The following is a 19,970-nucleotide window of genomic DNA, read 5'->3' as shown; positions in this document are numbered from 1 at the left end:
GGCGCCCTCGTTCCCCACGGGTCGGTGCGCGCGGGGTGACCCACAACAGCCGGGGCGCGCGCCGCGCTCACGCCGAAGGGCGCGGGCACCGGACACGCGCGGGCACGGACGTCCGGCCCTGGGCCCGCCGGCCCGGCGAGGATGCCCCTCGTGAGCGTGAGAGCCAGGATGCCCCTCGTGAGCGTGAGAGCCGTGGACCGGGTAGCCGTCGCAGCCTCCTTCGCCGTCGGACTCGCCGTCGGCGGATGGGGGCTGGTGCGCGGCGGGATCTGGCGGGACGAGGGAGTCACCCTCCAGGTCGGCACCCGCACCTTGCGGCAGATCAGCGAACTCATCACTTCCGTGGACGCCGTGCACGGCCTCTACTACGCCCTGATACACGTGGTCTTCGCGGCCGACCCGCGGCCGGGAGAGCTGGTCCTGCGCCTTCCGTCGGTGATCGCCGCCGCCGCGGCGGCAGCCGCCGTCACCGCTCTGGGAGCCCGACTGGCCCGGCCACGGGTCGGCCTGTGGGCGGGGCTGGGCTACACGGCGACCCCCTTCGTCAGCCGCTACGCGCAGGAAGGCCGCTCCTACGCGCTGGTGGCCTGCGCGGCGGTGCTGGCCACCTGGTTGTTCCTGAACGCCGTCGAACGCGGTGGCCGACGGCGCTGGGCGGGATACGGAGCTGCCATCGCGATTACCACGCTGCTGCACCTGTTCGCCGTGCTGTTGCTCGCGGCTCACGCGGTGACCCTGCTCCTGGGCGGAGCCGGTCGTACCCGTTGGCGCGGCTGGTCTCTGGGGTCCACCCTCGCGTTGGTCCCGGTGCTGCCGCTCGCGCTGGCCTGTCACGGGCAGAGCGGTCAGGTCGGCTGGTTGCAGCCGCCGGACGGGACGGCGGTGGGAGAGTTGGTGCTGGCCTTCGCCGGGCCCGCGTCCGCAGTGGCCGCGGTGACCTTGGCCCTCGCGCTGGTGGGCTGCCTGCCGCCGTACCGGAGCCCACGGTCCGCGCTTTCCCTGGCCTGCGTCGCGGGGCCGCTGCTGCTGCTCCCGCCGGCCCTGCTGCTCTTCGCATCGCTCGTCGAGCCCTACTACTACGACAGGTACGTGCTCTACTCGCTCGCCGGGCTGCCGTTGTTGGCCGCCGCCGGGCTCGACCGGCTGCTCTCCAGGCTGGCTCGTGGTTCCGCTCTCGTCACCCTCTGCGGCCTCGTACTGATCGCCGGCGGGTTCTGGGGGCAGTTCGCCGAGCACGAGCGGCTTCGCGGGGCAGGGTCCCGGGCGGACGACCTCACCGCGCTGTCCCGCACCGCCCAGCGGGTCATACGCCGGGGGGACGCGGTGCTGTACCTGCCCGGGTACGCGCGCCGGATCGCCCTGACCCACCCGCAGCGGTTCCGGCAGACCGAAGACGCGGCGCTGGCCGTGACCGGGCCCGGGTCGGGAACCCTGTACGGCACCGAACTCGCCGACCCGGCTCGGTTGCGCCACCGACTGGCCGGTCACGACCGGGTGTGGTTGGTGGTCATCAACCCGGCGACCCGGAAGGGCTGGCACCCCGCCAGCGCGCCGGACCGCGTCAAACTCGACCTTCTGGAGCGGGACTTCCGGCCCGACCGCGGGTTCGCCTCGGGCACGGCGGCCCGGTTCAGGCTGTACGTACGATCGCGCCATCCGGGCACGTAGGCCGGTCCGCGCCGCCGGGGACCGGGGCGCCGAGGGTACGGGCTCGGCGCCCGGGGCGTTCAGTCGAGGCTGACGGCCCCGAAGCCCCGAAAGCCGGAGGGTGCCGGAACCGCGGCGGTCGTGGCGCGGTGCGTCGCGGGAGCGGGCCGGCGGTCCGACAGGGGGACCACCGCCGGCAGGTCCTCCCGCTGGTCCAGAAAGACTCGCCGGACCACCCGCTCGGCTGCCTGACCGTCGTCGTACTGGCAAAAGCGTGCGCGGAAGGCTGCGCGCAACTGAGCGGACCGCGAACCCTGCCAGTGACCCGTGGTGAAGATGTCGATGAGTTCGTCCTCGGTGCGGGCGACGGCGCCAGGCGGGCACGTGCGCAGGTCGAAGTAGGTGCCCCGGGTCGCCTCGTAGGCCTCCCAGTCGTCCGCGTGGACCACCATGGGGCGGTCGAGCACCGCGTAGTCGAACATCAAGGAGGAGTAGTCGGTGACCAGTGCGTCCGAGGCCAGGCACAGTTCCTCGATCGAGGGGTGTCCGCTGGCCTCGACCAAGCGAGGGTGGTCGAGGCCAGCGGGCGTGCCGCCGTAGGCGCGGTGGGTGCGGTTCAACAGTACGAACCGGGGTCCCAGTTCGCGCAGGACCCGCTCCAGGTCGAGCAGGTCCGGTCGGCTGCCGCGATAGTCGCGGTGGGTGGGGGCGTAGAGGACCGCGACGGCACCCGGCGGAACGCCCAGTCGTTCGCGGATCTCGGCGACCTCGGCGGAGCCCGCCCGGTGGAAGACGTCATTGCGCGGATAGCCGTAGGCAAGCGCCGTGTAGCCGCTGGGCAGTGCCTTCTCCCACACCAGGGAGGAGTGCCGGTTGGCGGACAGGAGGTGGTCCCAACGGTCGGCGTCCTGGAGTAGTTTGGTGAGGACCTCGGGGTCGGGAGCGACGGTCGGGCGGTCGACGAGATCCAGGCCGACCCGCTTGAGCGGGGTGCCGCGCATGGTCTGGAGAACCACTTGACCGGGCCGTTTGAGTAGCCCCTCGGGCAGGGGGCCGTTGTCGACCAGGTAGCGCGCGCGGGCCAGCGCGGTCCAGTACGCGGGGCTGCCGGGGGTGAGCACCGCCGTACCCGGCGGGACCGTGGCGGCCTGCGCGCGGCCACAGATCCACGCGGTGCGCACCCGGGGCGCGAGCTCCCGCACCTTGGCTTCGATCGCGGCCGGGTTGCAGGCGTAGCCCCCGCCCCCGTACGCCCGGAAGACCGCAAGGCCGGGGCGCAGCGGCAGGAGGCGTTGGAGGCGGTAATGGAGTCTCAACAGGGCGGTGCCAGCGGCTCGTCCGAAAGCCGTGGCGCCCCGGTTGAGTCCCCGCAGCGCGGTCCCCAGGACGCTCAGGGTCCGGTACGTCCGGCGGGCCCCCCAGCGCAGCAGGAGGCTGCGCAGCCGGTCCGGGACAAAGACGGCCGCCGCGGTGGCGGCCGGCTGAGGCCGGTGTCGGGCGTAGTGGGCTCGGGCCTGCCGGAAGAGTTCGGCTCGGGCGGCGGCCGGCAGTGGGGAGCCGGGGGCGGCCAGTTCGACCAGCCGGGAGGTCAACTGTTGGTGCAGGAGCGGGCGCCAACGGTCCGCGTCGGGGCGGGCGGAGACCCGATCGAGCACCCGCTCGTACTGGTTGAGCACGTCCAGATGACGGCTGCTGGGGGTGCTGCCTACGCTTCCCCTGCGCCGTTGCCGGCGCAGCAGGCAGCGGCGGTCGAGGACGGCGATCGATTCGGCGGCGATCAGTGCCGGGTGCGTCCAGGCCGTGTCGGCGTACCAGCCGGGAGGAAAGCGCAGCCCCTCGGCCTCGATGAACTCCCTGCTCCAGGCCTGGTTCGTCGCGGCGGGGGCCGGGACGAGCAGGCTGGGGTGGTCGGCGAGCTGGAAGACGTCCAAAGTCGTACGGCCAACCGGCGGGTGGTCCGTGCCGCCGGGGCCCTCTTCGGCGTGCTCCCCGGCCCAGTGCACCTGCCGCACGCCGAAGAGCAGCACGTCCGGGGAGCCGGTCGCCTTGAGTCGGTCGCTGATGGACTGTAGGGCGCCGGGAGCCAGGGCGTCGTCCCCGTTCAGGAAGATCACGTAGTCGCCGGTGGCGCGCGACAGGCCGAGGTTGCGTGCCGCCCCGACACCCTGGTTGTGGGGGAGCCGCAAGACGAGCACCCGGGGATCACGCGCCGCATACTCGTCGAACAAGGCGCCGCAGGCGTCCGGGGAGCAGTCGTCGACGGCGATCAGTTCCAGATCGGTGCATGTCTGGGTGAGCACCGAGTCAAGACACTCCGCTAGGTACGCCTGGACCTTGTACGCGGGCACGATGACGCTGAACCGGGGCACGGCACATCCAGGGGTCGGCGCGGGCATATTGCCCAGGAACGGTGCCCGACCTACCCGGGTTACGGGCGCTGCGGCATCCGAGCGATCTTTCTCCTCCGTTCTGCTTGCGCTGTGATCCACGGTTAACCCGGCTACGGAAGTCAATCGCAGTGCATCGGCCTTCGGGCCGGTGGTGAAGCGGGTCTGACAGTGGCGACGCGGGGCGCCGCCGGCGGTTCCGGAAACAGGAAGCCACGCAATCCCGACCGAGCCCCGTGCCGCGTGGCGGTACAGCAGCGATCGAGAGGGCCAGAATCCTCGGGCTCCAGCCCGAGGTGCACGTCACTTGACGGCCCCTGCCATCACCCCTGAGACGAACTGTCGTTGGAAGGCGAAGAACACGATCAGCGGGATCACCATGGAGATGAAGGCACCGGGCGCCAGCACGTCGATGTTGTTGCCGAACTGGCGGACCTGCTGCTGAAGCGCGACGGTGATCGGCGGGTTGGAGGAATCCGCGAAGACGAGAGCCACCAGCATGTCGTTCCAGACCCAGAGGAACTGGAAGATGCCCAGGGAAGCGATGGCGGGACCGCCGAGCGGCAGCACCACCTGCGCGAACAGCCTTGTCTCACCGGCGCCGTCGAGCCGGGCGGCCTCCAGCAGCTCCCGCGGTATCTGTGCGAAGAAGTTGCGTAGCAGGAAGATGGCGAACGGGAGCCCGAAGGCGGTGTGGAAGAGGACGACCCCGGCTGTGGTCTCGAACAGGCCCACGGAACCGAAGAGGTGGGAGACCGGGATGAGTGCCACCTGGACCGGGACCACGAGGAGGCCCACGACCACGAGGAACAGGCCGTCGCGCCCGGGGAACTCCATCCAGGCGAAGGCGTATCCGGCGAATGAGCCCAGCACCAGGACGAGCAGGGTCGCCGGGACCGTGATCAGTACCGTGCTCAACAGGGATCGGGTCACGGCCTCGTTGCTGAACAGGGCCGTGTAGTTCTCTGCGGTCAACCGCGAGGGCGCGCTGAGCGCCTGCCACCAGCCCCCGGAGTTCAGGTCGGTGGACGACAGGAACGAGGACAGCAGCAGGCCGACGGCCGGCAGCAGCCAGAACAGGGCGGTGATCAGGAGCAGTACGCGCACCACCCCGCCGGCCGCGGTCGAGGCGAGCTTGGCCGCCACGCTCGCAGGGGCCTTGGTCACGGCTCCTCCCGTCGTATTCGGCGGATGTTGACCAACATCACCGGAATCACCAGGAGCAGCAGGAGTACCGCGATGGCGCTGCCGACCCCTTGGTTGGCATCCGTGCCGAAGGAGGTCCGGTACAACTCCAGGGCGAGGACGGTGGCGTCGTCCTGAACCGATCCGGGCGCGATGACGAATACCAGGTCGAAGATCTTCATCACGTTGATCACCAGGGTGACCAGTACCACCACCAGCACGGGTGCCAGGACAGGCACGGTGATCCTCCGGAACACCTGCCACTCGTTCGCGCCGTCCACCCGGGCCGCCTCCAACAACTCCCTCGGGACCGCGGCCAGTCCGGCAGCGATGAGCACCATGGCGAAGCCCGCCCACATCCAGACGTACGAGCCGATCACGGCCGGGGTCACCAGGGTCGGGCCAAGCCAGTCCACGCCGTTGTAGGGGGCGCGGAAGTTGTCTGCTGGCAGCCGCAGGAGGGCCCCTTCCGCCCGGGCGGACAGCGCGAAGCTGCCATCGGCGCGAGCCCGGGTCGATTCCACCACCTGGCCGTCGCGGACCGCCTCGATGCGCATGCCGGGGTAGCCCAACTCCGTGGGGTCCACGGAGTTGGTGCGCCCGCCCCCGCCACGGGTGAAGTCCTGCCAGGTCGTACCGGTGATCTTGACGGGGTCGCTGGTGGCCGCTCGGGCGGGCACGGCCCGTGCGGGCAGTTGGTCGGGGGCCACACCCACCAGCGGGAGCAGCACCGGCACACCGGCGCCTACCGGTTCACGGGTGATGAAACCGCCGCCGGGTACGGCGACCAGGGGGGACGCTCGCCCCGGGTGGGCCTTGGGATAGGCGGAGGACTCCGTGAAGGTGTCGTGGACGGTGACCACGACGGCGTTGGCGACCCCGCGGTCCGGGTCCTGGTCGTACACCAGACGGAAGATGATGCCGGCGGCGAGCATCGAGATCGCCATCGGCATGAAGACGACCAGCTTGAAGGCGGTGCCCCAACGGATGCGTTCGGTCAGCACTGCGAAGACCAACCCCAGGGCGGTGGCCGTCAGCGGAGCGGCGACCACCCACAGTGCGGTGTTGCCGATCGCGGTGCGGATGGCTTCGTCGTCGAGCATCTCCCGGTAGTTGTCGAGCCCCGCGAAGGACTCGCCGGAACGGTCGAAGAAGCTCCGGTAGAGCGAGTAGCCGATCGGGTGCAGGACCAGGGCGCCGAGCAGCGCCAGTGCCGGGAGCAGGAAGAACAGGGCCAGCAGCCGGCTGCGTCGAGGGGTTCGCCGGTCCCGCACCGGTGCGGCACCGGCGTCCGACCCAGGAGCCTGCGCGGTCTTCGAGGAAGGCGCGGGCCTGGACACGGCGGCCTCAGTTCCCGTAGGCCTTGGCAGCGTCCGACTCCAGCCGTGCTTGGATCGCGGTGATGTCCTTCGGGTTGCGCAGGAAGTCCTGGAGCGCCTTCCATTCGCCCTTGCCGGGGGTGCCGCCGAAGGAGGCCGGTGCCTGGTCGGACATGTCGAAGCGGAAGTCGTCGCCGGCGCCGATCAGGGCCTGGGCGATGCCGCGTTGGATGTCGTTGGGGTAGGCCGACATGTTCACGGACCTGTTGGGGGAGATGAAGCCGCCCTCCTTCGCCCAGATCTCCGCCGCGTCGGTGGAGGCGAGGAAGGTCAGCAGGGCCTGGGCCCCTTTCGAGGCGGTGAGCGCTACGGCCACATCGCCGCCGGAGACCACCGGCGGCTGGGCACCGACTGCCGGGAAGGGGAACACCAGTGCATCGGTGCCGAGTTCGGCCTTGGTCTGGCCGATGTTGACGGCGACGAAGTCCCCCTCGTAGACCATGGCGGCTGCCGGCTGGTCGCCACCGGTGAACGTCTGCGTGACCGACTTGGGGAACTCGGTTTGCAGGGCGCCCGTGCGACCGCCCGCGAGGAGGTCGTCACGGCCGAAGAGTTCGGCGAGCGTGCCCAGGGCCGTCTTGACGGTCGGGTCGGTCCACTTGATCTCGTGCCGGGCCAGTTGGTCGTACTTCTGCGGGCCGGCCTGGGAGAGGTAGACGTTCTCGAACCAGTCGGTGAGGGTCCAACCATCCGCCCCGCCGACCGAGACCGGCGCCGTACCGGAGGCCGACACGGTGTCCGCGACCTCCAGGAACTCCTTCCAGGTCTGCGGCACTTCGGCGCCCGCCGCCTCGAATGCCTTGGCGTTGTACCAGATCAGCGACTTGTTGGCGGCTTTGAAGTACACGCCGTACTGGGCGCCCTTGACGGCGCCGAGGTCCTTCCAGCCGGTGGCGTAGTTGGCGTCGAGTTGGGCCTGTGCCTCCGGGCCGACCGGCTGGGCCCACTTGTTGGCGACGGCTTCGACGAGCGCACCGACCTGCGGGAGCATCGCGACGTCCGGCGGAGCACCACCGGCGATCTTCGTGCCGAGGAAGTTGACGATCGGGTCCTGGGCCGGGACGAAGGCGACCTTGGCGCCGGTGCGCTTCTCGAACTCCTTGAGGACCTTGGTGAAGTTCTCCTGTTCGGGGCCCGTCCACACGGCGGCCACTTCGAGTTGCTCGCCGGCCAGGGACGGTAACGTCAAACCCGGTGCTGACGCGCCCGGTGCTTTGCTCTGAGAGGCTTTCCCTCCCGGAGCGCCATCCTCCTCCGCGTCACCGCCACATCCCGTCGCAGCCAGCGCCAGTGCGCCCGCGACGGCCAGTGACGTCCACGTGCGCGTGCGGAGACGTGCGTGATCGGTTGCGCGCATACCTGCCCCCCGGTCATCCGTGGCTGAGTATCGACTCACAGGTCTACGCCGGCCCTCCTGCCGCCGCAATACCGCCTACGTCGCCCGTTACTCGGCGGAGGGCACCGGTGGGGGCGAGAGGGGTACCACAGGGGGGAAGACAACCGCGGTTGCCGAGACCAACCGGGCGGCCCGGTCCAGGGCGCTGGCCAGCAACGCCAGGTCAGTCGGACCGTTGCCCAGTTCCCGTACCGGCCGGCGGGTCGGCGGATCCCCCATCCGCTCCCATTCCAGCGGGACCACCACCGGGCGCAGCGTCGCGGTCCGAGGGATACGGCCGGTCACTCGGCCTCCCTGGAAGGGCAGCGTCCGGCCGTCCCCGTGGTGCAGCAGGCCGCGCCCGGGGGTCGGCGGGTCGTCGTGTCGCTCCGTCTCGGCGGAACCCAAGGTGACCCGCAGCGGGTTCCCTCGGGCCAGCTCGGTGCCGGAGGTCTGTTCTGGCCGGGCCGTACTGGCCACCAGGTGGACGCCGAGCCGCTCGCCCTCCCTGGCCACCGCCTCCAGGGCCCGCACGACGGAGCCGGCAGCGGGCCGCCCCGTGCTGCCGAGCGCCGGGGCCACCAGCGCGTCGTAGTCATCGACCAGGACGACGAGCCGGGGCAGCGGGGTGGGGCCCGCCGCCCCATTTCGTGCCGTCGGGGGGCGCAGGCGCAGGGTGCCGCTGGGTGGTGAGTCGATATCGCCGTTGGATTCCGTCGCGGTGGGCTGCCGTTGTGCGATCAGCCGCTCGGCCACTGCTCGACGGGTGTGCCAGTCGGCGAACGAGGCACCGGCGAGTACCTCGGCGCGGCGCTTGAGTTCGGCTCCGAGGGCTTGGGCGAACGCGCGCATCCGGACCGGGTCGGAGGCGGACAGGTGGGCGGTGGTGTGGGGGAGTTCGGTGCAGGGTGCCAGACCCTCGCCCCGGTCGCCGCCGGCGCCGTCGACGAGCAGCAGACCGAGCCGGTCGGGGCGGCTGCTCGCGGCGAGGGAGGCGGCGATCGAGCGCAGCAGCTCGGTACGCCCGCTGCCGGCCGGCCCCTCGATGAGGACGTGTGGTCCGTCGGTGACGAGTTCGGCGGTCAGGGGACCGCTCCGGCCGGCGCCCAGGACGATCTCCGCCCGACCGCCGGTCGCTTGGCCCTGCTCGGTGGCCGCCCAACGCGCCATCAGCGAGGCGGGGGTGGCGCGGGCCAGGCCCAGTTCGTCGAGGAGCCGGGCTTTCGCCGGGAGGGCCGTGCAGGTCTGCCGCGCGTCGGCCCCGGACGGGCCGTCGGCCCGCAGGGGCGCGAGGGCGCGGGCGAAGCGCTCCGCCCAGGCGGCGGATACCGCGTCGAGGGTGGCCGTCTGCCCGTGACCGCCGCCGGGCCGCAGCAGCCGCAGCGCGGTTGCCACGTCTCCGCTGAGGAGCGCGTAGGCGCCGCACTCGCGAAAGACCGGGTTGGCGGCGCAGGCCAGTTCGTAGGAGTCGCTGGCGGGCGAGGCGGGTGAGGCGGCGGGGGCTTCGGCGAGGCAGAGCAGGTGGATTCCGGCGGCTGGACCGTTGACCGCGAGACGAGCGGTGACCGCACGCAGGGCCGCAGTCCCGGGATCGCCGTCGAGGACCACGAGGGTGTAGGGGCCCACGTGTCGACGTGCGGCCTCGGCCACCGCGGCGCGTTCGGCCGAGGCCCAGCCGGGGCCGAGGGGGCCCTCGTCCAGCCGCCGGGTCAGCTCCGCGGTGCGGGCGGCGGCCTGGTCGCGGTCGTAGGCGAGCAGCAGCCGGCAGTCCTGGCCGTGCGTGGGGCGCAGGTGCGGGAGCCAGCCCAGCCAGGACCACTCGGTGCGACGCTCGGCCACCGATCGGGCTCGATCGGTACTGATCAGCACGATTTCGAGGTCCTGCGGCGCGTGCAGGGCCGCGAACTGGGCGAGGACCGAACGGGCCAGCCCGGCCAGCCGGGGGCGGGGGCCGGCGAGTCCGAGGGAACCGGTGACACGGAGGTCCACGGTGACCGGGGCTGGTTGTGCCCCGGTGCCGAGCCGCACGCTGAGCATCCGTGGATGTTCGGTGCCGCGTTCCCACAGGCGGGGGCCCGGTCCGAGCGCGGTGAGCAGCAGTGCCGAGGCGTCGGGCCAGTCGACGTGCTCCGGGAGCGGGCGGGTGGCAGCCCCCGTGGGCGTGCCGCCATGGGTGCCTCCCGCCGGCACGGGCATCGGGGTGCCCTGCTGGCCGGTCTCTCGTCCGCCGGCCAGCCGCCTCGCCCAGCCGCCTATGCCGCGCCTGCGGGGTTGGAGCTGTGGTGGGGCCTGTGCGGGTGCGTTCGGATCCGGCCAAAGGGTTTGCCCCGCTGGGGTGCTTCCCGTGCTCGGTCCGGCCTCCTCAGGGGGGATGGCGGGAGCGGGCGCCGGGCTCTGGAACGCTCCGTCGGCCGCGTACTCCGGTAGGTCGCTGTCCGCTTCGAGGGGGGTGCGCGCCGGAGGGACGCGCACCCGGCTGGGCGGGCCGGGCAGCCGCAGCCGGCCCTCGCCGTCGGGGGTGGTGGGCAGCGGTGGCGCGGTGGGGCCGGATGGCAGGCGCAGGGTGGATTCGCCGAGCCGGAGGTGGGCGCCGAGCGGGAGTCCGGTGGGGTGCGGGCCGACCGGGACACCGTCGAGGGTGGTGCCGTTCGTCGAGCCCGGGTCGGCCACCGTCACCCGACCGTCGTCGCCGAGGGTGACCACGCAGTGCAGCCGGGAGACATCCGGGTCGTCCAGCGGAACATCGGCGTCCGCGCTGCGCCCGATGTGGATCTGGCCGCCGTGCAGTAGGTGTACGCCGCCGGCGTCGGGGCCGGCTATCACGTGCAGTTGTGCCCGGGCGGAGTCCGCCGCGGTGACGGCCTCCGGTGTGAGGGGCGCGTGCAGGGACAGCACCGCGCCGTCGATCAGCGGTGGTTCGCCCAGGACGCTGCGCTGTGGATCGAGCCGCTCGGCCGCCGCGTAGAGGACGGTGGGGCCGCCGCCGGTGTCGGCGCCCGCGACCGCGGATGCCAGGCTGCCGGCCACTGCGGCGAGCGGGGTCCCGGCGGGCGCGGTGACCAGCAGGTCACAGGCCGTGCCGGTGCTGCCGGCCCCGGGTGCCGAGGTCGGCGAGGACTGGCCGCTGCGCGGCCCCACCAGGACGGTCAGCCGGATCTGCATCGCCGTCGCGGTCCCTTCTGCGCGGAGTGCCATCGCCCGGTAGGGGTGCGCCGGGGGTGTTCGCCCCCCTCTTCGTCCCCCCGCCGGGCTCGGACGCGTGGTCCGGTCAGGTCGGTCGGGCCCGGGGCTCCGTCCCCATGGCCCGTGCTGAGGGCATCCTCGCACCTGCTGCCGACAACACGCCCGGTGACCACCCATAAGTGATCTTGAATGATCGACTGTAGAGGTAAAAAGAGCCTGGGTGTGGCAACCCCGACACTCCGTTCCGCGTCTTTTCCCAGAACCCGGCCGACCGCCCGCCGCACCCGGATATCGGACCGCCCCCGGTCCATGAGGTGCCACGGAGCGCGGCCCGGTGCGGGCCCGGCAGACGGGGCCGCGTACACCAGGTGCGTGGGAGGGGTGCGATGTCGGGCAGCAAGGGCCGGGCGACACTCCGAGCGCAGGGCCTAGAGTGGGCCGGACGACCAGGTAGTCACCACAGCAGGGAGCGCATGACGTGCGGCCGGTAGGCAGCAAGTACCTGCTCGAGGAGCCGCTCGGCCGCGGCGCCACGGGCACCGTCTGGCGTGCGCGCCAGCGTGAGGCGGCCGGCGCCGAGGCCTCGGTGCCGGGACAACCGGGCGAGACCGTTGCGATCAAGGTCCTCAAGGAGGAGCTCGCGCACGATCCGGACGTGGTGATGCGGTTCCTCCGCGAACGTTCGGTGCTGCTGCGGCTTACCCACCCGAACATCGTCCGCACCCGTGACCTGGTCGTCGAGGGCGACCTGCTGGCTTTGGTCATGGACCTGGTCGACGGCCCCGACCTGCACCGCTACCTGCGCGAGAGCGGTCCCTTCACCCCGATCGCGGCTGCACTGCTCACCGCCCAGGTCGCGGACGCGCTCGCGGCCAGCCACGCCGATGGGGTCGTCCACCGCGATCTGAAGCCCGCGAACGTGCTGCTCGCCGAGCGCGATGGCCAGATGCACCCGATGCTCACTGATTTCGGGATCGCCCGCCTGGCCGACTCGCCGGGGCTGACGCGGACCCACGAGTTCGTCGGCACCCCCGCCTATGTGGCTCCGGAGTCCGCCGAGGGCCGGCCGCAGACCTCGGCCGTGGACATCTACGGCGCCGGCATCCTGCTGTACGAGCTGGTGACGGGCCGTCCGCCGTTCGCCGGCGGTACCGCCCTGGAGGTCCTGCAGCGCCACCTGAGCGAGGACCCCAGCCGTCCGGCCCACGTGCCCCAACCGCTGTGGACGGTCATCGAGCGCTGCCTGAGCAAGAACCCGGACCTGCGTCCGAGCGCCCAGAACCTGGCCCGCGGGCTGCGGGTGGTCGCGGCCGGCATCGGAGTGCACTCCTCGCCAGGCGAGGTGGAGTCCGCTCTCGGGGTGGGCGCGCTGCTCGCACCGGACCCCTCACCGGCGCCGGTTCCCCAGACGCCGGGTGCGTCCGACGCGACCCAGGCGATCCCCGGGGGCGCCGCCACCCCGCTGGGCGCCTACGATCCGAACGCGGCGACCAGTGTGATGCCTCCGGTCGGCCCGCCCGGTGCCGCGGACGCGACTGCCGTGCTGCCGAGCCACGGTCCGGGACACGGGTCCGGGCAAGGTGTCCCGGACCCGACGGCCGTGCTGCCGCCGGTGCCCCCGCAGCAGCCGGAACAGCCCCACCCCTGGCAGAGCCAGCTCCAGGGGGTGCGCGATCGTAACGAGCAGACGCAGGTCCAGTACCTGGACCCGAGTGAGGACCCGCTGCGGCGCCGTCCGCAGCGCCAGCCTCAGCAGCCCCAACAGCAGCGGCCCCCACAGCCTCCGCCGGTTCGGCCGCAGCCCCGCCGTCAGGCTCCCCAGCCGTATCCGCAGCAGCAGTACCAGCAGCAGTACCAGCAGCCGCAGTCGCCCCCGCAGCCGTACCGCCAGTCGCCCCCGCACTACCAGCAGCCGCAGCCGTACGCCGCTCCACGGCAGCCCCACCAGCCGCCGCAGCAGCCGGCGCCGCCCGCCGCCAGGCCCCCACGGGAGCCGCGGCGCAGTGCGAACCCGATGCGCATCCCGGGCCTGGGTTGTCTCAAGGGCTGCCTGTTCACCCTGGTGATCCTCGTCATCGCGGGTTGGATGGTCTGGGAGCTGACCCCGCTCCAGGACTGGATCGGCACCGGCCGGGGCTATTGGGACCAGCTGTCCACATGGCTCTCCGAAGCCGGTAGTTGGATCTCCGACCTCGTCGGCGGGGCCTGAGGGTCCGGACGGCACAGGCGCCTCGGAGGAGCGGTAGCGAGGTGCTGGGCGTCGCATTTCTGCTCCGAGTCCATCGACTTGTCGACATATAGCGCGTGATTTCGCACCCAGAAGTGAAGGTCGCCGCGATCTGGGGCCCGCAACCCCTCATCGGCCGCGTAGCTTGGGCACGTACGCCAGCCGCTGAGGGAGCAGTCTTGGCACGGAAGATCGGCAGCCGGTACACCGCGCATCAGATCCTGGGGCGCGGCAGTGCGGGCACGGTGTGGCTCGGTGAGGGGCCGGACGGCCCCGTCGCCGTCAAGTTGCTGCGCGAGGACCTCGCCTCGGACCAGGAGCTGGTGGGTCGGTTCGTGCAGGAGCGCAGCGCGCTCCTGGGTCTGGAACACCCACGGATCGTCTCCGTCCGTGACCTGGTGGTGGACGGGGACGACCTCGCCCTGGTGATGGACCTGGTCCGCGGCACCGACCTGCGCACCCGTCTGGACCGAGAGCGGCGTCTGGCGCCCGAGGCGGCCGTGGCGATCGTGGCCGACATCGCCGACGCCCTCGCCGTCGCGCACGCGGCCGGGGTCGTCCATCGCGACGTCAAACCGGAGAACGTACTGCTCGACATGCAGGGACCGATCGGACCCGGCGGCTCCCATCCGGCGCTGCTCACCGACTTCGGGGTGGCCAAGCTGATCGACTCCCCGCGCCGGCCCGGGCCGCCGCCCGGCGGCGGGCGTCTGGCGCCCACCCGCATCATCGGCACCCCGGACTACCTTGCTCCGGAGATCATCGAGGGCCTGCCGCCGAGGGCCGCCGTCGACATCTACGCGTTGGCCACCGTGCTGTACGAGCTGTTGGCCGGATTCACCCCGTTCGGCGGCGGGCATCCGGGAGCGGTGCTTCGCCGCCATGTCACCGAAACCGTCGTCCCGCTCCCCGGCATCCCCGAAGAGCTGTGGCAGCTCCTCGTGCAATGCCTGGCCAAGGCCCCGGCGTCGCGGTTGCGGGCCTCCGAACTGTCGACCCGACTGCGCGAACTGCTGCCGTTGTTGGCCGGAATGCCCCCGCTGGACGTGGACGAGCCAGAGGGGGCGGAGGGGGCGGAGCCGGTCCACGAGGAGTCCTGCCCGGCCACCTCCCAAGAGAACGCCCGCCGCCGCGGTGCCGTGCCTCTGGTGCCCGGCACCGCCACCGACTCCAACCGGGACACCCACACGTCCATGCGCGTCCCGGGGCCCGACGAACTGGCCGGTGGCGCCCTGGGCACCGCCCGGGTCCCGCGCCCTGCGGGCGCCCCGCGCCCGGGCTCGGCCCGCCACCGGGCGGAAGCCGCCCGCCGGCGCCGGTTGCTGCTGACCACGGCCGCGGTGGCGCTGGCGGCTGCGATCGGGGTCGGCGGCTACCTGGCCGCCTCCTCCGACGAGGATCCGCAACGTCCCCCGGATTCAAGGAACTCGGCTCCGGCAGCGCCCTGAAGCCGGTGCCGTGGTGAGCGGCGGTTCGCACCAAGGGCTGTCTCCCGCACTACCCGGTGGATCAGCGAGCGGCGTCAGATGCGGTGCGTCGCCAGGCGGAGGGTCGCCTTCGTACCCGGGCGAATTCGCGCGATTCGACCATGCGGCGAGGCGCCGTGGCTGTCGTCGCGCGCCCGCCGGGTAGTGCGGGACGGGCCCTAGAAGACTCTTGAAGATCTTGAAATCACGCCCGGCTTGTACCGGTTCATGGCGATTGATATTAGCGGGCAATCCGGGGCGAGCCGGGCAGTCGAAGCAAGATCTTCATCGGTCTTCTAGCCGGCGATCAACTCCGGGTGGTACTTGCGGGCCACCGCCGGATGGGCCCGAACCCATCCCTTCAACTCGTTGCGCCCGTACTCGGCGTGCAGCGGGTTGGAGGCGTCGTGCGCGATCCCCGGCGCGTGGCGCAGGTAGTCCCCCGGCACGGTGTCGATCACCGCGTCGAGGCGCGGGTTGTAGAAGAAGGGCACGGAGTAGCGCTCGACGGCGCCGGGTGGACTGACCACTCGGTGGTCCGTGGCCGTCAGGTATCCCTCGGTTGCGATCTCCAGCAGCTCCCCTAGGTTCACCACGAAGGCTCCGGGCACCGGCGGCACGTCCAGGAAGTCCTCGCCGCGCCGGACCTGGAGGCCACCGACCCCGTCCTGGAGCAGCAGGGTCAGGAAACCGTAGTCCTTGTGCGCCCCGACGCCCTGTCCGTTGCCGGAGCTCGCCGCGGGGTCGGAGCCGGGGTAGCGGATCAGCTTGGTGTGCAGGTGCGGCCGGTCGGCGAAAGCCGCGTCGAAGAAGTCCTCGGGGGCGCCGATGGAGCCGAGGAGCTCGCGCAGCAGCCGGTGCGCGACCGCGGCCAGCTGCTCCTGCCAGCCGAGTACGACCGGACGCAGGTCGGGTAGCGCGGTCGGCCACAGGTTGGGGCCCTCCAGCCACAGGTAGGCCGGGTCCTCGGGGCCGATCAGCGGAGCCGGGCGTTCGGCACCGACGTCCAGTTGGTCACGCCAGTCGGACCGGCCGCCGGTCAGCTCGTGGCCGATCCGGGTGTAACCGCGAAAGTGCGGGGAGTGCAGATTGCCCACGGTGAGCCGGTCGGCCTCCGGCAGGGCGAAGAACTGCCGGGTCAGGTCGAGTATCCGGAAGGTTTCAGCTTCGGTGACGCCGTGGCCGACGAGATGGAAGAAGCCGCTCTCGCGGGCGGCTGCGTGCAGCTGACGCCGGAAGGCCTCGCGGGTCCTGGGATCCTGGGCCAGCGAAAGGTCGAGGACGGGCAGTGAGCGGGCCGGGCCCGCAGCCGGGTCGCTTGGCTGGTGGTGTGGGAGGTGCACGGACGACATGACGGCTCCGTTTCGGATGTCACGGGGCCCTGCCCCCGGGGGTGTCGGGGATGCGGGTGAAGGGGACCGCCGGCCGGGGGTGTGGCCGAAGGGCGCCGTGGACCGCGGACAGGACCGGTGAGCGGCCGGAGGGAGACCGGCCGGGGAAGCGGTGGGTTCAGTCCGGCGGGTGACAGCTCATGGTGGTGACGCGCATGTAGTCCACATGCCGTCGCATCACGAGAAGGGTCATACGGGCAGGGTACGCCGGGCCCGGGCACCCCAAGGAGGAGATGTTTGCCACACGGCCGACAATCGTTCACCGGTCCCCGTCGGACCCGACTGCGTGGCCGGTCTTCGCGCCTGTGGTCCGAGCCGTCGGGAGCGAAGGCCGGCCCCGAACGAACACCAGCTAGGCTGGACCCGTGGCAGTCGTCGATGTAACCGAAGAGCTGAAGTCCCTCTCCTCGACCATGGGGTCGATCGAGGCCGTCCTGGACCTGGACAGGCTGAGGGCTGACATCGCCGTGCTGGAGGAGCAGGCCGCCGCCCCGTCCCTGTGGGACGACCCGGAGGCGGCGCAGAAGATCACCAGCAAGCTTTCGCACCTCCAGGCCGAGGTCCGCAAGACCGAGGCGCTGCGCAGCCGGATCGACGACCTCGGGGTGCTCTTCGAGCTCGCCGACGAGATGGACGACCCGGACACCCTCGCCGAGGCCGAGACCGAGCTCGTCTCCGTGCGCAAGGCACTGGACGAGATGGAGGTCCGCACCCTGCTGTCCGGTGAGTACGACGAGCGCGAGGCGCTGGTCAACATCCGTGCCGAGGCCGGTGGCGTCGACGCCTCCGACTTCGCCGAACGACTCCAGCGCATGTACCTGCGCTGGGCCGAGCGGCACGGCTACTCCACCGAGATCTACGAGACCTCCTACGCGGAGGAGGCCGGCATCAAGTCGACCACCTTCGTGGTCAAGGCGCCCTACGCGTACGGCACCCTCTCCGTGGAGCAGGGCACCCACCGCCTCGTACGGATCTCGCCCTTCGACAACCAGGGACGGCGCCAGACCTCCTTCGCGGGTGTGGAGGTGCTGCCGGTGGTCGAGCAGTCGGACCACGTCGAGATCGACGAGACCGAGCTGCGCATCGACGTCTACCGCGCCTCCGGCCCCGGTGGCCAGGGCGTCAACACCACCGACTCGGCCGTGCGTATCACCCACGTTCCGACCGGGATCGTGGTGTCCTGCCAGAACGAGCGCTCGCAGATTCAGAACAAGGCGAGCGCGATGAACGTGTTGCAGGCCAAGCTCCTAGAGCGTCGTCGCCAGGAGGAGCAGGCCAAGATGGACGCCCTCAAGGGCGACGGCGGCAACTCCTGGGGCAACCAGATGCGCTCCTATGTGCTGCACCCCTACCAGATGGTCAAGGACCTGCGCACCGAGTTCGAGGTCGGAAACCCGCAGTCCGTGCTGGACGGGGAGATCGACGGCTTCCTGGAGGCGGGCATCCGCTGGCGCAAGCAGCAGGAGCAGGCCGCGTCGGTCTAGCGGCACACCGGGACCGGACGGTCCGGAGCGTGTCAGCGGGCGTCCTCGGCCCGTGGACGGCCCCCGGGCGGCAGGTCCACCACCAGCGCGTGATCGAGGCACCTCAAGCCCGGGAACGTGGTCGTTCCCGGGCTTGGGGCTGCCGCATACGATCGGTGGGGGCGCGGCGCCGCGGACCGTCTAGGCGGTCTGTTGCGCGAGCAGCGCCAGGGCTGCCACCAGGACCACCAACAGTGCGATAAGCGCCATCGGGTTCAGGCCAGCGAAGGGGCTCTGCTGCTGGAGGCGCTCCCGGTTCGCCCGGCAGACGGGGCAGCGTCCCTCTTGGACGGGCGCGGCGCAGTTCGCGCACACGAGCCGGTCATATGTCATGCGCTCCTCCTCTCGTCCCTTCGGCAACAACGGTTACGGGAACACGACGGTTCCCCCTACCACTGTGCCAGCTTCGGCGAATTTCGGCGCGGCTCGGCCGGTCAAGCTCGCGACCAGTGGCAGGGCAAATCGATCTATTTGGCACATCTGTGGGCGTGGACTGCGCTGCTCGCGCCGCTTCGCGTATGGTCACGCTCACCTACTCCCGGCGACCGTGGTGCACCCGTGATCCGATTCGACAACGTCTCGAAGTCCTACCCGAAGCAGAACAGGCCCGCTCTGCGCGACGTCTCCCTGGAGGTCGAGAAGGGCGAGTTCGTCTTCCTGGTCGGGTCCTCCGGCTCGGGCAAGTCCACCTTCCTGCGGCTGATCCTGCGCGAGGAGCGCGCCAGCCACGGGCAGGTGCACGTCCTGGGCAAGGACCTCGCCCGGCTCTCCAACTGGAAGGTTCCGCACATGCGGCGCCAGCTGGGCACCGTGTTCCAGGACTTTCGTCTCCTGCCCAACAAGACGGTGGCGCAGAACGTCGCCTTCGCTCAGGAGGTCATCGGCAAGCCGCGCGGTGAGATCCGCAAGGCGGTCCCACAGGTCCTGGACCTGGTCGGCCTCGGTGGCAAGGAAGACCGGATGCCGGGCGAGCTCTCCGGCGGTGAACAGCAGCGCGTGGCGATCGCGCGGGCCTTCGTCAACCGTCCGATGCTGCTGATCGCGGACGAGCCGACCGGAAACCTGGACCCCCAGACCTCCGTCGGCATCATGAAGCTGTTGGACCGGATCAACCGGACCGGCACCACCGTGATCATGGCGACCCACGACCAGCAGATCGTGGACCAGATGCGCAAGCGCGTCATTGAACTCGAACAGGGCCGTCTCGTACGCGACCAGTCGCGCGGCGTCTACGGCTACCAGCACTGAAAGGACGCCATGCGCGCCCAGTTCGTCCTGTCGGAGATCGGAGTCGGTCTCCGTCGGAATCTCACGATGACCTTCGCCGTCATCATCTCCGTCGCCCTGTCGCTGGCCCTGTTCGGCGGATCGCTGCTCATGCGCGACCAGGTGAGCACGATGAAGGGCTTCTGGTACGACAAGGTCAACGTCACCGTCTACCTGTGCAACAAGGGCGACGCGAACCTCGGCGACAACGCCACCTGCGCCAAGGGCGCCGTCACCGCCGACCAGAAGAAGCAGATCGAAGCCGATCTGGAGAAGATGCCGCTGGTGGAGAACGTCAGCTACGAATCGGCGGACGAGGCGTACAAGCACTACAAGGAGCAGTTCGGGGACTCGCCCCTGGTCGCCTCCGTGACGCCGGACCAGATGCAGGAGTCCTTCCGGATCAAGCTCAAGGATCCCGAGAAGTACAAGGTCATCACCACCGCCTTCGCCGGCCGGGACGGCGTGCACTCGGTGGAGGATCAGCGGGGCGTACTGGACAACCTCTTCTCCCTGCTGGACATCCTGAACAAGGCCGCCCTCGGCGTGATGCTGATCATGCTGATCGTCGCCCTGCTGCTGATCGTCAACACGGTGCGTGTCTCGGCCTTCAGTCGCCGCCGGGAGACGGGCATCATGCGCCTGGTCGGAGCCTCCAGCTTCTACATCCAGATGCCCTTCATCATGGAGGCCGCCTTCGCCGGGCTCATCGGTGGCGTGGTCGCCTGCGTGATGCTCGGCGCCGGGCAGTACTTCGTGATCGACCACGGTGTCGCGCTCTCCGAGAAGCTGGTGTTGATCAACTTCATCGGCTGGGACGCGGTCCTCACCAAGCTGCCGCTGGTCTTGGCCATCGGTCTTCTGATGCCTGCGCTTGCGGCGTTCGTGGCGTTGCGCAAGTACCTGAAGGTGTGACATGTGCCGCCGGTGGCGGTACGGAC

Annotated in this window: 13 protein-coding genes; 6 read left to right on the top strand and 7 right to left on the bottom strand. The window is 71.1% G+C overall.

The features are described 5' to 3' along the window. The first annotated feature begins 177 nt into the window (after positions 1-177). Entirely contained in the window at positions 178-1,668 is a 1,491-nt protein-coding gene (locus tag ACFYMC_RS24430) for a glycosyltransferase family 39 protein (RefSeq protein ID WP_388528858.1), read from the top strand. Positions 1,669-1,727: 59 nt separating this feature from the next. Here the strand turns inward: ACFYMC_RS24430 and ACFYMC_RS24425 are convergent, their stop codons facing one another. From ACFYMC_RS24425 to ACFYMC_RS24405, 5 genes are all read right to left on the bottom strand, one after another. After that, positions 1,728-4,016: a CDP-glycerol glycerophosphotransferase family protein gene (locus tag ACFYMC_RS24425; RefSeq protein WP_388528856.1), complete on the bottom strand. Its 2,289-nt coding sequence runs from the start codon at positions 4,014-4,016 to the stop codon at positions 1,728-1,730. A 321-nt stretch (positions 4,017-4,337) separates the two neighbouring features. Further along, positions 4,338-5,201 (bottom strand): carbohydrate ABC transporter permease, encoded by an 864-nt coding sequence (locus ACFYMC_RS24420; RefSeq protein WP_388528854.1) that lies wholly within the window; start codon positions 5,199-5,201, stop codon positions 4,338-4,340. Further along, positions 5,198-6,559, bottom strand: a complete 1,362-nt coding sequence (locus tag ACFYMC_RS24415; protein ID WP_388528852.1) for a carbohydrate ABC transporter permease — start codon at positions 6,557-6,559, stop codon at positions 5,198-5,200. The genes ACFYMC_RS24420 and ACFYMC_RS24415 overlap by 4 nt, the downstream gene beginning before the upstream one ends. Positions 6,560-6,566: 7 nt before the next feature. Beyond that, positions 6,567-7,955, bottom strand: coding sequence for an ABC transporter substrate-binding protein (locus ACFYMC_RS24410; RefSeq protein ID WP_388528850.1), 1,389 nt, complete (start codon positions 7,953-7,955; stop codon positions 6,567-6,569). Between the two features lie 87 nt (positions 7,956-8,042). Further along, a complete protein-coding gene (locus tag ACFYMC_RS24405) occupies positions 8,043-11,135 on the bottom strand; it encodes an FtsK/SpoIIIE domain-containing protein (protein WP_388528875.1) in 3,093 nt (1,030 codons plus the stop codon). Positions 11,136-11,634: 499 nt separating this feature from the next. Here ACFYMC_RS24405 and ACFYMC_RS24400 point away from each other — a divergent pair, with 499 nt between their 5' ends. Further along, on the top strand, positions 11,635-13,365 hold the full coding sequence (locus tag ACFYMC_RS24400; RefSeq protein WP_388528848.1) for a protein kinase: 1,731 nt from the start codon (positions 11,635-11,637) through the stop codon (positions 13,363-13,365). Positions 13,366-13,562: 197 nt separating this feature from the next. Then, the gene (locus ACFYMC_RS24395; protein ID WP_388528846.1) at positions 13,563-14,831 is read left to right on the top strand and encodes a serine/threonine-protein kinase; all 1,269 of its coding nucleotides are present in this window, start codon (positions 13,563-13,565) and stop codon (positions 14,829-14,831) included. A 314-nt stretch (positions 14,832-15,145) separates the two neighbouring features. On the opposite strand, the gene ACFYMC_RS24390 is transcribed toward ACFYMC_RS24395, so the two are convergent. Then, positions 15,146-16,201: an isopenicillin N synthase family dioxygenase gene (locus tag ACFYMC_RS24390; RefSeq protein WP_388528844.1), complete on the bottom strand. Its 1,056-nt coding sequence runs from the start codon at positions 16,199-16,201 to the stop codon at positions 15,146-15,148. A gap of 404 nt (positions 16,202-16,605) precedes the next feature. On the opposite strand from ACFYMC_RS24390, the gene prfB reads away from it, so the two are divergent. After that, the gene (prfB, locus tag ACFYMC_RS24385; protein WP_388528842.1) at positions 16,606-17,724 is read left to right on the top strand and encodes a peptide chain release factor 2; all 1,119 of its coding nucleotides are present in this window, start codon (positions 16,606-16,608) and stop codon (positions 17,722-17,724) included. 180 nt (positions 17,725-17,904) lie between these two features. Here prfB and ACFYMC_RS24380 read toward each other — a convergent pair whose 3' ends face one another. After that, positions 17,905-18,096 (bottom strand): hypothetical protein, encoded by a 192-nt coding sequence (locus ACFYMC_RS24380; protein ID WP_388528840.1) that lies wholly within the window; start codon positions 18,094-18,096, stop codon positions 17,905-17,907. A gap of 225 nt (positions 18,097-18,321) precedes the next feature. Here ACFYMC_RS24380 and ftsE point away from each other — a divergent pair, with 225 nt between their 5' ends. Continuing rightward, complete coding sequence (ftsE, locus tag ACFYMC_RS24375) at positions 18,322-19,011, top strand: cell division ATP-binding protein FtsE (RefSeq protein ID WP_388528838.1); 690 nt, start codon at positions 18,322-18,324, stop codon at positions 19,009-19,011. Positions 19,012-19,020: 9 nt separating this feature from the next. Next, a complete protein-coding gene (gene ftsX / locus ACFYMC_RS24370) occupies positions 19,021-19,944 on the top strand; it encodes a permease-like cell division protein FtsX (protein WP_388528836.1) in 924 nt (307 codons plus the stop codon). Positions 19,945-19,970: the final 26 nt, after the last annotated feature.

This window comes from Streptomyces sp. NPDC006879, from assembly GCF_042869595.1.
Lineage (GTDB): Bacteria > Actinomycetota > Actinomycetes > Streptomycetales > Streptomycetaceae > Streptomyces.
This window is presented reverse-complemented; position numbering and strand designations above follow the sequence as displayed.

Coding starts and splice junctions, on each gene's coding strand:
- ACFYMC_RS24410 (WP_388528850.1), bottom strand. CDS start 7,955: ATGCGCGCAACCGATCACGCACGTCTCCGCACGCGCACGTGGACGTCA.
- ACFYMC_RS24405 (WP_388528875.1), bottom strand. CDS start 11,135: ATGCAGATCCGGCTGACCGTCCTGGTGGGGCCGCGCAGCGGCCAGTCC.
- ACFYMC_RS24390 (WP_388528844.1), bottom strand. CDS start 16,201: ATGTCGTCCGTGCACCTCCCACACCACCAGCCAAGCGACCCGGCTGCG.
- ACFYMC_RS24380 (WP_388528840.1), bottom strand. CDS start 18,096: ATGACATATGACCGGCTCGTGTGCGCGAACTGCGCCGCGCCCGTCCAA.
- ftsX (WP_388528836.1), top strand. CDS start 19,021: ATGCGCGCCCAGTTCGTCCTGTCGGAGATCGGAGTCGGTCTCCGTCGG.